We start from the raw sequence: 14,315 nt of genomic DNA, 5'->3' as shown, positions 1-14,315 counted from the left end.
AGCTTATCGGTGGCGATTGGGGAGAACTGGCGCGCGGCGCTCAGCGGTGCCGGCCGGCCTCGACCAGGTGGTCGATCAGCGCCCGCACCTTGAGCGGCACATGGCGCGAGGGCATGTACAGCGCATAGGCGGTGCGCGGCGCGTAGTTGCCGGTCAGCCGCCAGTCGGGCAGCACCGGCACCAGCGCGCCGCTGTCCAGCGCGGCCTGGGCCGCAAAGTCGGCCACCAGACCGATGCCCTGGTGCTGCAGCGCCAGGTGGATGATGCCGGTGCTGCTGTCGATGGACAGCGGTGCGTGCACGGTCACCTCGGCCACGGCCGGGGGTTGGCCCGGGTCGGCCTGGTGCACCCATTGCAGGCGGTGCTGAAAATCCCCATAGCCCAGCGTGATGCAGGCCACGCCATGTGCGCGGTCCAGGTCCTGCGGGTGTTGCGGCCGCATGGCCAGCCCCTGCAGGTAGGCGGGCGAGGCCACGGCGATGTACCGCACCTGGCGCAGGGCGCGTGCCACCATGTGCTGGGGCAGTTGCTCGGGCCGCGTCAGGCGGATGGCCAGGTCCAGCCCCTGCTGGGCCAGGTCCTGGATCTGGTCGCTCAGGCTCACGGCCACTTCCAGCTCGGGCCACTGGCGGCGCAGTGCGGGCAGCTGGGCGCTGAGCCAGATCTCGCCAAACACCGTGGGTGCCGTCAGCCGCACCGTGCCGCGCGGCACGCCGCGGTAGTGGCCGGCAATGGCGTGGATGTCGCTGGCGGCGTGCGCCAGCTGGCTGCAGGCGGCATAGACCTCGGCCCCCAACTCGGTCAGCGACAGCGAGCGGGTGGTGCGGTGCAGCAGTTGCACGCCCCAGTGGGCCTCCAGCCGGCCCACGCTGCGGCTGACGGCCGAGGTGGTCAGCTCCAGCTGGCGCGCGGCCGCGGCAAAGCTGCGCAGTTCTACCACCTTGGCAAAGACCAGCATTTCGGGGACCAGACCGGGTTCGGTGCGCATGGGCATGGGACGGTGATTGTTGATTCAAGGGCAATAGTAAGTGGAATCAAAGCGTATTGATGCGTGGATGCGCTTGGTGGACGATGCAGGCATGACCAACCCGACGACTTCCTTCCTGCGGCCCGCCCCCCCGGCGGCGCTGCCTTCCTGTTTGGCGACCTGCGGCGCACCCGGGGGCACCTGGCGCATGGTGCTGGCCATGGCCTTGTCCGGCACCATCGGCCTGCTGGTGGTGGAAAGCGGTCTGCCCGTGCTGTGGGTGGTGTGGCTGCGCTGCCTGCTGGGCGGGCTGGGCCTGGCCGCATGGCTGCTGTGGTCCGGCACCTGGACCCGGCCCAGCCGGCGCGAAGCCCTGTGGCTGCTGCTGGGGGCGGCCGCGCTGATTGCCAACTGGCTGTGCCTGTTCCGGGCCTACGCCTACAGCGGCATTGCGATTGCCACCGTGGTCTATCACGTCCAGCCGTTTGTGCTGTTGCTGCTGGCTGCCGTGCTGCAGGGTGCCCCCCTGCCGCTGGCGCGCCTGCCGTGGCTGGTGCTGGCCCTGGTGGGCGTGGGCCTGAGCAGCGGCCTGCTGGAGCAGGCCGCCACAGGGGCCACCCAGGGCGCGTGGCCGGGCATGGTGCTGGCGCTGCTGGCGGCCAGCCTGTATGCCGTGGCCACGCTGACCACCCAGCAGCTGTCGCGCATCGCCCCGGCGCAGATCGCCATGCTGCAGATGCTGGCCGGCGCCCTGGCCCTGCTGCCCGGGGTGTGGGCGCTGCGTGGGCAGGCCGTCTTCAGCCCCCAGGCATGGGGCGCGGTGGCGGTGCTGGGCCTGGTGCACACGGCCTGGATGTACACGCTGATGTACACGGCGTTCCAGCGCTTGCCGGCCCAGGCGATTGCGGGCCTGTCCTTTATCTACCCCGTGGTGGCCTTGCTGGTGGATGTGCTGTGGTTTGGCGCCCGCCCGCAGCGGTCGCAATGGCTGGGCATGGCGCTGATCCTGGGTGCGCTGTGGGCCTACCGGCGCAGTGCACGCTCTGCGTGAGGCGGTGGCGCCCGGGGCTGCGCGCGGGCAGGTCCTGCCAAGGGCCTCGCTGTGCGCCCAGTGCCATCGCACTGATGACAAAAAATGGCACCAGCGCTTGTCCAGAAAGCGCGGGCAGCTATGTTTTTCTGCGGCTCAGGGCAGGCGCTGGAACACGGCCACGCACAGTGGCATCAGCAAGGCCGTCAGCACGCCGTTGAGCCCCATGGCCAGCGCGGCAAAGGCGCCGGCCGTGGGGTTGACCTGCAGGCCCCGGGCCGTGCCGATGGCGTGGGCCGTCAGCCCCAGGGCAAAGCCGTTGACGGCCGGGTCCTGGGTGCGCAGCAGCCGGCCCAGCCAGGGGGCCAGCATGGTGCCGCTGATGCCGGTGACGGCCACGGCCACGGCCGCCAGCGACGGCAGGCCGCCAAAGCGCTCGGCCATGGGCAGGGCGATCGGGATGGTGGCCGACTTGGGCGCCAGCGAGACCACGGTCTCCCACGAGCCGCCCAGGGCCCAGGCAATGCCCATGGCCGAGACCAGGGCCACCACGCAGCCCACGACCAGGGCCACGGTGATCGGCAGCCACAGGGCGCGGATGCGCTGGCGCTGTGCATACAGCGGCACGGCCAGGGCCACGGTGGCCGGCCCGACCAGCAGGCTGAGCCACTGCACGCCTTCGCGGTAGGTGGCGTAGGGCGTGCCCGTCAGCAGCAGCAGGCTGACGATGACCACCACGGCCGTGAACACCGGGATCAGCAAGGGGTGGCAGCCGCTGCGCTTGTACAGCGCCAGGGCCGCCAGGTACACCCCCATGGTCAGCACCAGCCAGGGCAGTGCGCTGCCCTGCAGGCCCTGCACGATGTCGTTCCAGGCGTTCATGTCGGCGCCCCGGGGGTGGTGGCCGCAGCCGGGCTGCGCGCCAGCATCCAGCGGAAGGTCAGAGCCGTGACCACGTAGGTGATGGCGGCCCCCGCCACGCCGGCCACGACGAAGGGCTGCCATTCGCGCGCGATGCGGTCAAAGTGCAGCACCACGCCAGCGATGGTGGGGATGAACAGCAGCATCATGTTCTGCAGCAGGGTCAGGGCTGTCTGCTCCAGCGCCACGGGCAGCCGGCCCAGCCACAGCAGGGCGGTCAGCAGCAGCAGCGTGCCGACCAGGGCGCCGGGCAGGGGCAGGGCAAGGGCGTGGACCAGGGCTTCGCCGGCCAGTTGAAAGGCAAACAGTGCAGCAAGTGCGTACAGCATGGTGTCGGGGGAGTGAAAGGCGGTGCGGCCGGTGCTGCGGGACAGCACCACCGAGTGCCCGGGGATGGAACCAGCCGCCAGTCTAGGCCGCTTGCGCCGATCGTGGGCGGCCCCGCCCCAGGCTGCGGCCCGCCTGCCTGCTTTCTGGGCAGCCTAAGTCCAGGGCCGTAAAAACAAGCACTTGCGGCGGATGTGGGGCGCGCAGGAGCCAGTTGTCCACAGGCTTGTCCAACGCTTTCGTGGACAAGGGTTCGGGTTTTTACTTAGTAAATCGGGGGCCCGGTCGGTGCGTCCGGGGGCGGTACCACGGTGGGGCCCTGTTGGTGGGCTGGGGCGCGGACCTGTGCCTGCTGCCAGCCTGGCAGGGCCGGCCGGCGGATCCCCAGGTGGCGCATGCCGCATGCGCGGGCCCGTTCGGCGGCGGTGCCCAAACAGCGATGGACCCTGCGGAGGGCACGCAACGCGCGATCAATCTGCGCTGGCAGCTATCATATTTGTATCGATTTGCTTCCATCCCAACCGTCCCATGAGCACCAAGAACTGGCTGGTCTACCACGACATTGCGGGCAACCCTGCGGTGCAGGCCTTGTTTGACCGCGCGGTCGCCCAGATCGCCGGTGGCACACCACCCCCGTTGAACCGGGACTATCCCGTCTGCTTCATGGTGGAAGGGCAGAAGCTGCTGGGCAGCGCGGTGCTGGAATACCGGCTCAGCCAAGAGGCCCTGGCCCATTTTTCGCGCACAGACCTGCGTGACTTTGTCGAGCAAATGCGGGCCCTGTTGGCCTGGAACGAGATCGACCACACCCTGCACCGGTGGGTACATGCGTGGCTGCGCGACCCGTACTTTGTCAACCAGGGCCACAACTGGTCGGCGCACTGGGTACGCAAGAGCGACGCCCCCGCCGCCGACCTGCCGGACAGCGTCTACCGCTTTGCCTGCGACATTGCGCTGGGGGACCTCAAGTACGGGCCTAGCTATGCGCGCGTCAGTGCCGAGGAGATTTTTGACTGGGTGACGCAACTGGGCAGCGAGCTGCCGGCGCAGCTGCTGAAACAGGGCACGGGCGAGCTGCCCCCGGCCCTGGCCCGGTGGAAGGGGGACGGGGCCAGCGCCACGGCCAACGATGCGCTGGCCGTGGTCCGCATCACCCAGCGCGCAGCGAGCGAAGCCGCGTACGGGCAGGTGCTGGACTACCTGGTCCAGCTGCTTTCCACCACCGACTTTCCGCGCTCCTACGCCATCGAGTACCGCGGCCCCACCAAGGTCTATCTGCCCATTCCGGGCCTGCCCAGGAAAGGCGTGCACCAGCTGTTTGCGGCGGCCGCCACCTACCCGGGACTGCATGAACGGATCGCGGCCTATGCACATACCGCCATGCGCGAGCACCACTGGTACCAGAACCTGGAGGACGCGCACTGTGCCTTGCCAGGCAGCTTTGCGGTGTTCGCGCTGGCCTGGGCCGACACGCGGTTTGCGCCGCTGGTCTTGCAGTACCTGCACACCGTGGATGGTGAGCACCAATCGCTGCAGGGCCGGTTTGTCGAGGCCTATGTCGACGCCCACGGCCTGGACGCCACCAGCCTGGCATATCTGATGGCCTGTGCCGGCAACATTCAGCACCTGCGCCACCGCAAGACGTATCCGGCGCGGATGGACAACGCCGCCAGCCTGCAGGCCTTGCTGGCGGTCCGCCAGCAGCAGGGCGGCGATGCCCCCTCGCCAGTGGCCGCACTGCGCGCCCAGATGACCGCACAGAGCACGGTCGAGGCGGCTTTTGCCGAAGTCCGGCGCACCCTGTGGGGCGATGCCGTCTGCCAGGACCAGGGCCGCCGGCTGATCGCCCGGGCGCCCGAAGCGCTGCGGCCGCTGTATGCACAGGTCTTCGCGCCCGCCGCGGGGCGTCTGCCGGGCTGAGCGGCATCCCTTCTGCCCCAGCGTGGTTGGCGCGCATCCCGATGCCATCTGCACCGGGTACCGTGCGGCGCGTGGGATCGTTGCAGCCCTGCATGCCGCCAGTCCACGCCCAGGCAGGGAGACGCCTGCGGTCCAGCCAGAGCATGATTCAACGCGCCCAATATTGGGTGTCCTCATGCAACTTTTTTCATAGCGCTGCCCGCAATGCCAGAGAGCGCTGGCTGCCGATGGGGGTACTCTCTGCGGAGTCCGTGGCCTGGCCGTGGCACGCCAGGCCCGTGCCCCCCATGCAGGCGGCGATGAGGGCGTGTACGCATCCTTGCGGGGGCGCTGTGCGGCACGTGCGTGGGGTGCGGTGCGTTGCTTTGGGGCCTCTGCGTTGGTGCGTGGGGGCGCCAGGTGCGGGGGCTTGGGGACGGTGGCCCTTGCCAGGTCTAGAACAAAAAAAGGGCGACCCGGTCGGGTCGCCCTGTGCGGTGGTGGGTGCGGCTCAGTGTGCACCCGCAGCGGCGTCCGCACCGCCCCCGCCGTGGGCCTTGGGTCGCTGCGTGAACCAGATCAGCACGATCAGGCTCAGGAACAGGAAGGACGAGGCCAGGAAGATGTCGTCCGCCGCGCGCGTGAAGGCCTGCTGGTCGATCAGGCGGTTGATCTGGGCATAGGCCTGCTCGGCGCTCATGCCCGCCGCCTGCAGCTGCTGCACGGTGGTGGCGAACGCGCCCTGGCCCTGCACCAGCAGCTCCGTCAGGTGCGCGTGGTGCATGGCGGCGCGGCTTTCCCACAGCGTGGTGGCGATCGACGTGCCCATGGCCCCGGCCGTGATGCGCACGAAGTTGGACAGGCCGGCCGCGGCCGGAATGCGGTCCGGCGTCAGCCCGCTGAGCGTGATGGTGGTCAGCGGGATGAAGAAGAAGGCCATGGCCGCGCCCTGGATCAGCGTGGGCACCAGGATGTGGCGGAAGTCCGTCTCCACCGTGAACTGCGAGCGCATCCACAGCACCAGGGCGAACACGATGAAGGCGCCGGTCGCCATCTTGCGCGGGTCCCAGACACCGACCTTGCGCCCCACCAGTGGCGTCAGCACGATGGCCAGCAGCCCCACGGGCGCCAGCGCCAGGCCGGCGGCGGTGGAGGTGTAGCCCATCCACTGCTGCAGCCACAGCGGCAGCAGCACCACGTTGCCGAAGAACACGCCGTAGGCGATGGACAGCGCCATCGAGCCGGCCGCGAAGTTGCGGCGCTTGAACAGGCGCAGGTCCACCACCGGGTGGGCGTCGGTCAGCTCCCAGACCACGAAGACGGCAAAGGCCACCACGGCGATCACGGTGAAGGCGATGATCTCGCCGGAGGCGAACCAGTCCAGCTCCTTGCCCTTGTCCAGCATCAGCTGCAGCGCGCCCACCCACAGCACCAGCAGGGACAGGCCCACGGTGTCGATGGGCAGCTTGCGCGTGGGCGTCTCGCGGTGGCGGTAGATGCTCCAGGTCATCAGCGCCGACAGCAGGCCCACGGGCACGTTGATGTAGAAGATCCAGGGCCAGGAGATGTTGTCCGTGATCCAGCCCCCCAGCAGCGGCCCGACCACGGGCGCCACCAGCGTGGTCACGCCCCACAGGGCCAGGGCCGTGCCGGCCTTGGACGGCGGGTAGCTGGACAGCAGCAGGGTCTGCGACAGCGGGATCATGGGGCCGGCCACGGCGCCTTGCAGCACGCGGAACAGCACCAGCATCTCCAGCGACGAGGCGAAGCCGCACAGCCAGGAGGTCAGCACGAACAGCAGCACGCTCATGGTGAACAGGCGCACGGCGCCGAAGCGCTGCGTCAGCCAGCCGGTCAGCGGCACGGAGATGGCGTTGGCCACACCAAAGCTGGTGATGACCCAGGTGCCCTGGCTGGGGCTGACCCCGACATCGCCCGAGATGGCCGGGATGGCCACGTTGGCGATGGACGAGTCCAGCACGTTCATGAAGGTGGCCAGCGACAGGGCCAGCGTGCCCAGGGCCAGTTGGGCGCCCTTGAGCGGCACGACCGGTGGTGGACCGGTGCGGGCCGCCCCGTTGGGGGCGGAAGCGGTGGAAGTCATGGCAGGTTCCCGGCGGCTTTAGGGGGCGACCTGGGCATCGGCCACGGTCTTCAGCGCGGGCAGGCGCTCACCGGCGATCAGGCGCGCGATGCGGGCATCGGCCTGGGCCAGCGTGCCGTCGTAGACCGTGGTCTGGGCCACGGGCGCGGTGCGTGGTGCGTTCGCCAGGGCCAGGCCATCCTGGTCGCGGATGTCGACCTTCACGTCCATGGACAGGCCCACGCGCAGCGGGTGCTGCTGCAGGGCTTCGGGCGCCAGGCTGATGCGCACAGGCACGCGCTGCACCACCTTGATCCAGTTGCCGGTGGCGTTCTGCGCCGGCAGCAGCGAGAAGGCCGCGCCGGTGCCGGCGCCCAGGCCCACGACCTGGCCTTCGTAGGTGGTCTTGTCGCCATAGACGTCGGCGGTCAGCGCCACCTTCTGGCCCATGCGCAGGTCGGCCAGCTGGCTTTCCTTGAAGTTGGCGTCCACCCACAGGTGGTGCAGGTCGACCACGGTCATCAGCGGGGCGCCGGCGGCCACGCGCTGGCCCAGCTGCACGCCGCGCTTGGCCACGTAGCCGTCCACGGGCGCCACCAGGCGCGTGCGCTGCAGCGCCAGGTAGGCCTCGCGCACTTTGGCGGCGGCGGCCATGACGGCGGGGAAGTCCTCGGCCGTGCTGCCCTGGGTCTGGGCCTCGGCCGCGGCCAGCTGGGCCTTGGCGGCACGCACGGCGGCGTCGGCGGCGCTGACGGCATTGCTGGCAGCGGTGAACACGGCTTGGGCGTGCTCGAACTCTTCCTTGCCCACGGCGCCGGTGGCGGTCAGGGAGCGGCGGCGTTCCACGTCGTCGCGCGCCTTGGCGGCATCGGCCTTCAGGCGCTGCAGGTCGGCCTCGCGCTGCGCCACCTGGGCGGCCAGGGGGGCGTTGTTGGCGTACAGCGTGCGGGTCTGGCGCGCGGTCTGGGCCAGTTGCGATTCGGCCTGGGCCAGCTGCACCAGGTAGTCGGCGGGGTCCAGTTGCACCAGCACCTGGCCGGCGCGGACGTAGTCGGTGTCGTCGGCGCCAATGCTCAGCACGGTGCCGCCCACCTGGGGCGTGATCTGCACCACGTTGCCGGCGACGTAGGCGTTGTCCGTGGTTTGGTAGCGGCTGGCCACCACCCAGTGCCAGCCGCCCCAGGCGACAGCGGCCACGGCCACGGCGGTGGCGACCAGGGTCAGGCCCTTGCGGCGGCCGGCGGGGTTGGCGGAGGAGGTGCTGGGGGTCTTGCTGCTGTCGGTCATGGGGGTGGGCGCTTTGTTATCGGGTGTGGAAGACATGGTTTTGCGGCCGTTTAAAAAAAGAGCTGTCAGCGCTGGTGTTGATTTGGTTTCAAGACGTTTGGTGCAAGAAAACTAAGCAAGGCAAGCGCGACCAGCTATGAATTTCAAGAAAGCTGGGGCGGTGGTCTCAGTGGGGGCGGGGCTGCAGCTGGGGTGTGTCGTCGCTCCAGCCACCGCCCAGGGCGGCGGCCAGGGCGATGCGCGTGTCCAGCGCGCGCGCCTGCAGGTCCACGGCCAGGCGGCGCTGGGCGATGAGCTGGCTCTCGGTGTTCAGCACGCTGATCTGGTTGCCCAGCCCGGCCTGGTAGCGCTGCACGGCAAAGTCGTAGGCGCGTTCGGCCTTGGCCAGGGCCTCTTGCTGCAGCACGTGCTGGCGCTGCAGCGACTGCACAGAGGTGATGGCATCGCCGGCCTGCTTGACGGCATCCAGCACCGTGCCGTTGTACTGGGCAATGGCGGCGTCCAGGTCGGCCTGGGTGCCGCGCAGCTGGGCACGCAGGCGCGGGCCGTCAAAGATCGGCAGGCGCAGCGCGGGCGTAACGCCGATCTGGCGCGAGCTGGCCTGGAACAGCTGGTCCAGCCCCAGGGCGTTCAGACCGATGAAGGCGCTGAGGTTCACGTCCGGGTAGAAGTCGGCCTTGGCCACGTCGATGCCGTGGGTGGCCGCTTCCACGCGCCAGCGGGCCGCGACCACGTCGGGGCGGCGGCCCAGCAGGTCGGCGCCCAGCACGTCGGGCACGGCCTGCATGTGCAGCGCCGACAGGCGCGGTCTCAGCGCCTGCTGGGCGTCCGGCGCCTGGGCGCACAGCACGGCGATGGTGCGGCGCGCCAGGGTGATCTGCTCGTCCAGCATTTCCAGCTGGGTGCGCGCGTCGGGCATGGCGGCCTGGGCCTGGGTCAGCTCCACCTGGCTGTCCAGGCCGGCCTGGGTGCGCTGGGCGCTCAGCTCCAGCAGCGACTGGCGTTGGGCCAGCGTGCGCGCGGCCACCTCGCGCTGGGCCAGCAGGCGGGCCAGGGCCACATAGTTGCGCGCCACCTGGGTGGCCAGCTGCGTGGCGGCGGCGGCACGGTCGGCCTGGGCCGCACGGGCCTGGCCCAGGGCGGCCTGCAGCTCGGCGGCGTGCTTGCCGAAGAGGTCGGGCGACCAGGACAGGCCAGCCTGCAGGTTGCCGCTGTTGTAGGTGTGGCCGGCAATCGGCGCGGGCACCATGCCGTGGGCGGTGTAGCGCTGGCGCGTGGCATCGGCACTGAGCGTGCCGTGTACGTCGGTGGCGGTGCTGCTGGCCGCGGCCAGGGCCAGCGCCTTGTCCAGGCGCGCCTGGCTGGCGGCCAGGCTGGGGTGGCCCGCCAGGGCCTGGGCGACCAGCTGGTCCAGCTGGGCGTCGCCCAGGGCGGTCCACCAGGTGGGCGTGGTCAGCGCAGTGGCGTCGGCCGCAGCGGCGGCGGGCGCGTCCAGTCCCAGATCGGTGGCAGCCAGGGTGGTCAACGGGGTGTGGGCCGGGCCTTGGGAGGCGCAGCCCGCCAGGACCAGGGCTGCCGCCAGGGCGGTGGCCGCACCCAGGGCAGGGCGCACCACGGGTGTGGGAAGGGTGAAAAACGTCATGAAAAGTGCCTGTGGTTTTTATTGAAATGGGGGCAGAACACGCTGCGGCGTGCGGCGCGGTGTCGCACGCAGGATCAGGGGCTGGGGTCGGGGCGGGCCTCCTTGGATGGGTGCCAGGCGTCGCGCAGGGCATCGCCGTTGGCCAGCATGCGCTGCAGCAGGCTCAGCATCAGCGTGCACTCGGCATGGCTGAAGCCCTGCAGGTGACCGTTGAGCACCCGCGTCAGCACCTGGGGCACCTGGGTGGCCACGTGGCGGCCGGCATCGGTCAGCACCAGGTGCACCACGCGCCGGTCGGTGGTGGAGCGCTCGCGGCGCAGCAGGCCCTTGGCCTCGATGCGGTCCAGCGCGCGCGTCACCGAGGCCGGGTCCATGCCCAGGTCCTTGGCCAGCGTGCTGCTGTTGGTGTCGGCACACAGCAGCAGCTTGTACAGCGGCAGCCATTGCACATAGGTCAGGCCCTGCTCGGCCAGCTGGGCATCGGCCGCCTGCAGGATGGAACTGAGCACGCGGCGCATCAGAAAGCCGATGCTCTGGTCCGGGGTGTAGGTGCCACTTTGGTAGAAGAAGGTGGCCGTGTCGCCCGGATCGACGATGAGGTCGGGTTGTTTGTGCACTTGTCGTGTCAATACTTGATTGATCAATGATTGAAGCGTCAATTATTAATCAAGCCAGCCCACGCTGTCTTGCGGACCCGTGCAGCCCCGTTTTTGCAACTACTGCGGGCAGGGTTTTTGGCGGGATGGATTCAGGCGCGCGGCCCAGGGCGCGCAGGCTTCGCTGCTTCTTGTGGGTCGCCGTTGTCGTTGGTTTGGTGCTGCCATGGACCGGGTTGCTGCACTCCACCCATACAGACGCTGTGGCCCATTGGCGGGGGCGCCGCGGTAGCCGGACCCATGGCCGGTCGTGGCGCAACCTGGTTTTGAGAAAGGCGTGTTCCCTTGCGCACGGCGGATACGCAGCAGTACGGGCGTCGTCACCGTCGTGCTTGGTCTGGGCTGGGATGCGCGGCGATTCTTGGTCTGCCAGAGCTTGGCGGGTCAGGTGATTAAGCTGGCCGTGGTGGCGCTGTTGGGCACGCGAGGGCGTGTCCGTGGGGGACGCCGTGCGGCGTGTGGGTATGGCTTGCAAGCCTCGGCGCGTGACACGGGCGGTAGAGGTCGCGGCCTTGGGTTGTGCAAAGGTGGTATCAGCGCAAGGTCGGTGTGCTCAGGGGGCCAGCCCCGCGGGCGTGGCTCCAGTTCCAGGCCCTGGGCACTGCCATCTCCCTTGGCAGCGCCAGCCGGGCTGGCAATCCAGGTGTAGGTCATTACACTCACACGTTCTGTTACGAAAGCCCGCGGACTGCGTGCGTCGTGGGCGGCATGGCTGCGCGGCCTGTGGTGGGGCGCGGCACAGCCGTGGTGCTGCCGTGCAGCCGCTCTGTTTACATTCTTTCCATCCCCATGGTTGCACCCATTCTCGTTGGCATGCTGTGCGCACACCTGTTGTGCTTTGCCGTGATGTTTCTGCTCATCAGCAAGCGCTTGCACGGCAAGACGATGGGCATGGACTTTTTCGCCGTGGGCAACTTGCTGCTGGGACTGGCCTACGTGCTGCAACTGCTGGAAGGCGGCCCGGCCTGGAGCGTGATGAGCGTGGTCAACCATACGTTCACGCTCGCGTCGCCCGTGGTGTTCTGGCTGGGGGCCATGCGTTTTTTTGGACATGCCGTACCCTTGTGGCGACCGTTGCTTGCCGTGGTCGTGGCCTACACCAGCCTGCAGGTGCTGGTGCAGTGGAGCTTGGGGCCGGTGGCGCGCTATGCCATGCTGTCTGGCATGTCAGCCCTGCTGTTCTTGGTCATGGCCAGTACCGTGGTCTATGGGGTGCGCACCTTTGCCAAGGATTTGTACGCGGAGATGGTGTTTTTTGCGGCCTTGATCAGCGGTATTAGCCTGCTCAATGCCATCAAGTTCCTCAAGCTGCTGCAGGGCGGACTGGTGGCGCTGCAGATGGACGCCAATTTCCAGCTGGTGTTCTACATCTACATGTCCTTTCTGGCCACGGTGCTGCCGCCGTCCATCGTCTGGCTGGTGCTGCGGCGGTTGACCGATGAGCTGCGCCACCAGGCGGCGCGGGACCCGATGACACAGCTGCTCAATCGCCGGGGATTGACCGATGCGCTGAAGCAGCACTTCAATGCCCGCCATGCAGGGGCTGCGCACCTGTTGCTGATCGACGTCGATCACTTCAAGCACATCAACGACACCTATGGCCACCAGGCGGGTGATGCGGTCTTGTGCCATGTGGCGCAGGTGCTGCAGGCCACCGTGCGTCGCGGTGATCTGGCCGGCCGGATCGGGGGTGAAGAGTTTGCGGCTATCTGCCTGGATGCCGATGCGGTGGGCGTGGTGCATCTGGCGGAGCGCTTGCGCGGGGCGATGGAGCGCCAGGCCATTCCGGTCGAGGGCACTGGGCAGCCGCTGCGCTGCACGATCACGGTGGGGGTGTCGCCCGCCTTCGTGGGGGCCCAGGCCCTGGACGGCGCAATGCGCGAAGCCGATGCCGCCTTGTACCGTGGCAAGGCAGCTGGGCGCAATCGGGTGGAGGTTGCACTCAACCCCCATGACCAGGCTTTGCTTGCGGCGTTGAATGCCTCTGCGGCGTGGCAGACGGACGCCGTCGAGTAGCCACCCCCAGTGCCTGCATGTGGCACGGCCATCCAGGTCCGTCCAAGGTCGCAGCCAGTTTGGTCGCCAGGGGCAGGAGGTCCCCGACGGGTAAGCCCAGCGCGAAGATGGTTTTTGGTGGGGCTGTGCGCCTGCACATTTGGTGAAGTGGCCCTGCTGTTTGGCGTGGGTAGGGTATGGGCTGCCAGTGCCAAACCGGAAGATGCCAAATGCGCAACTTGAGGCCGCAACAAAAAAGGCTTGGCGCAGTGCGTCAAGCCTTTTTTTGGGGTTGGTTGCGAGGGCTGGATTTGAACCAACGACCTTTGGGTTATGAGCCCAACGAGCTACCAGACTGCTCCACCTCGCGGTAATTCTGGATGTGCGTGATGACGTGGCATACAAACTGTGTTGTGGTGCCCGGGGCCGGAATCGAACCGGCACGCCTTGCGGCGGGGGATTTTGAGTCCCCTGCGTCTACCAATTTCACCACCCGGGCGTCATCAGCGCAGACGCGAATTATGGCACATTTATGGAATGCAAAACAAATATCTCTCCATCGAAGCTGCCATTGGTTCCACCCCGCTGGTGGCCTTGCAGCGCATCGAGGCAGCCGCAAATGCAGAGCGTGGAAATGTGGTGTTGGGCAAGCTGGAAGGGAACAACCCGGCCGGTTCGGTGAAGGACCGCCCCGCGCTGTCCATGATCCAGCGCGCGCAGGAGCGCGGCGAGATCCGGCCCGGCGACACGCTGATCGAGGCCACGTCGGGCAACACCGGCATTGCCCTGGCCATGGCGGCGGCCATCAAGGGCTACCGCATGGTGCTGATCATGCCCGAGGACTTGTCGATCGAACGCGCCCAGACCATGAAGGCCTACGGGGCCGAGCTGATCCTGACGCCCAAGAGCGGCGGCATGGAATATGCGCGCGACCTGGCCGACCAGATGGTGGCGCAAGGCAAGGGCGTGGTGCTGGACCAGTTTGCGAATGAAGACAACCCCCGCGCGCACTACGAGACCACGGGCCCCGAGATCTGGGCGCAGACCTTTGGCGAGGTGACGCACTTCGTCAGCGCCATGGGCACGACCGGCACCATCACCGGCGTGGCCAAGTTCCTCAAGGAAAAGAACCCCAACGTCAAGATCATTGGTGCCCAGCCTTCGGAAGGTTCGCGCATTCCCGGCATCCGCAAGTGGCCCGAGGAATACCTGCCCAAGATCTACGACGCCTCCCTGGTGGACGAGCTGGTCTACGTGAGCCAGGACGACGCCGAGGACATGTGCCGCCGCATGGCGCGCGAGGAAGGCATCTTTGCCGGCATCTCGGCCGCCGGGGCCTGCTGGGTCGCGCAGGAGATTGCCAAGCGCGAGCGCAATGCCACCATTGTGTTCATCGTCTGCGACCGCGGCGATCGCTATCTGTCGACGGGTGTGTTCCCCGCCTGAGCGATGGACCGGGACCCAGGCCGCATCCCAGCGGCCTTTTTTGCTCTGTGTGCACGGAAGGT

At 68.4% G+C, this 14,315-nt stretch carries 11 protein-coding genes and 2 tRNA genes; 4 read left to right on the top strand and 9 right to left on the bottom strand.

Annotation, left to right across the window (positions count from 1 at the left end; translation table 11 throughout):
* Positions 1-40: 40 nt before the first annotated feature.
* Positions 41-988, bottom strand: coding sequence for a LysR family transcriptional regulator (locus CA2_RS06185; protein ID WP_042414200.1), 948 nt, complete (start codon positions 986-988; stop codon positions 41-43).
* Between the two features lie 187 nt (positions 989-1,175).
* Between CA2_RS06185 and CA2_RS06180 the strand changes: the two genes are divergently transcribed.
* Positions 1,176-2,018: a DMT family transporter gene (locus CA2_RS06180; protein WP_245620900.1), complete on the top strand. Its 843-nt coding sequence runs from the start codon at positions 1,176-1,178 to the stop codon at positions 2,016-2,018.
* 135 nt (positions 2,019-2,153) lie between these two features.
* Here CA2_RS06180 and CA2_RS06175 read toward each other — a convergent pair whose 3' ends face one another.
* Both CA2_RS06175 and CA2_RS06170 read right to left on the bottom strand, forming a co-directional pair.
* Positions 2,154-2,879: an LrgB family protein gene (locus CA2_RS06175; RefSeq protein ID WP_042413947.1), complete on the bottom strand. Its 726-nt coding sequence runs from the start codon at positions 2,877-2,879 to the stop codon at positions 2,154-2,156.
* On the bottom strand, positions 2,876-3,247 hold the full coding sequence (locus CA2_RS06170; protein ID WP_042414195.1) for a CidA/LrgA family protein: 372 nt from the start codon (positions 3,245-3,247) through the stop codon (positions 2,876-2,878). Before CA2_RS06170 ends, CA2_RS06175 begins: the two co-directional genes overlap by 4 nt.
* A gap of 526 nt (positions 3,248-3,773) precedes the next feature.
* On the opposite strand from CA2_RS06170, the gene CA2_RS06165 reads away from it, so the two are divergent.
* Complete coding sequence (locus tag CA2_RS06165) at positions 3,774-5,165, top strand: DUF6138 family protein (protein ID WP_052369851.1); 1,392 nt, start codon at positions 3,774-3,776, stop codon at positions 5,163-5,165.
* 490 nt (positions 5,166-5,655) lie between these two features.
* Here the strand turns inward: CA2_RS06165 and CA2_RS06160 are convergent, their stop codons facing one another.
* The 4 genes from CA2_RS06160 to CA2_RS06145 all read right to left on the bottom strand — a co-directional run bounded on the left by CA2_RS06160 (position 5,656) and on the right by CA2_RS06145 (position 10,773).
* Complete coding sequence (locus CA2_RS06160) at positions 5,656-7,248, bottom strand: DHA2 family efflux MFS transporter permease subunit (protein WP_042413944.1); 1,593 nt, start codon at positions 7,246-7,248, stop codon at positions 5,656-5,658.
* Positions 7,249-7,266: 18 nt separating this feature from the next.
* The gene (locus CA2_RS06155) at positions 7,267-8,514 is read right to left on the bottom strand and encodes an HlyD family secretion protein (protein WP_042413941.1); all 1,248 of its coding nucleotides are present in this window, start codon (positions 8,512-8,514) and stop codon (positions 7,267-7,269) included.
* Positions 8,515-8,680: 166 nt separating this feature from the next.
* Positions 8,681-10,156, bottom strand: coding sequence for an efflux transporter outer membrane subunit (locus CA2_RS06150; protein WP_042413938.1), 1,476 nt, complete (start codon positions 10,154-10,156; stop codon positions 8,681-8,683).
* 74 nt (positions 10,157-10,230) lie between these two features.
* Positions 10,231-10,773 carry a MarR family winged helix-turn-helix transcriptional regulator gene (locus CA2_RS06145; protein ID WP_174435602.1) on the bottom strand — a complete coding sequence of 181 codons (543 nt, stop codon included), beginning with the start codon at positions 10,771-10,773 and terminating at the stop codon, positions 10,231-10,233.
* Positions 10,774-11,601: 828 nt separating this feature from the next.
* Here CA2_RS06145 and CA2_RS06140 point away from each other — a divergent pair.
* Positions 11,602-12,828 (top strand): GGDEF domain-containing protein, encoded by a 1,227-nt coding sequence (locus CA2_RS06140; protein WP_042413935.1) that lies wholly within the window; start codon positions 11,602-11,604, stop codon positions 12,826-12,828.
* Positions 12,829-13,100: 272 nt separating this feature from the next.
* On the opposite strand, the gene CA2_RS06135 is transcribed toward CA2_RS06140, so the two are convergent.
* Positions 13,101-13,177, bottom strand: a tRNA-Met gene (locus CA2_RS06135).
* Between the two features lie 44 nt (positions 13,178-13,221).
* Positions 13,222-13,306: transfer RNA gene (locus CA2_RS06130), tRNA-Leu, on the bottom strand.
* A gap of 38 nt (positions 13,307-13,344) precedes the next feature.
* Between CA2_RS06130 and cysM the strand changes: the two genes are divergently transcribed.
* Positions 13,345-14,253 (top strand): cysteine synthase CysM, encoded by a 909-nt coding sequence (gene cysM, locus CA2_RS06125; protein ID WP_042413931.1) that lies wholly within the window; start codon positions 13,345-13,347, stop codon positions 14,251-14,253.
* The last annotated feature ends 62 nt before the right edge of the window (positions 14,254-14,315 follow it).

The sequence above is a fragment of the Comamonas aquatica NBRC 14918 genome (assembly GCF_000739875.1).
In the GTDB taxonomy this organism is placed as follows: domain Bacteria; phylum Pseudomonadota; class Gammaproteobacteria; order Burkholderiales; family Burkholderiaceae_C; genus Comamonas; species Comamonas aquatica.
The sequence above is the reverse complement of the archived record's forward strand: the minus strand, read 5'-3'. Positions and strand labels throughout refer to the sequence as shown.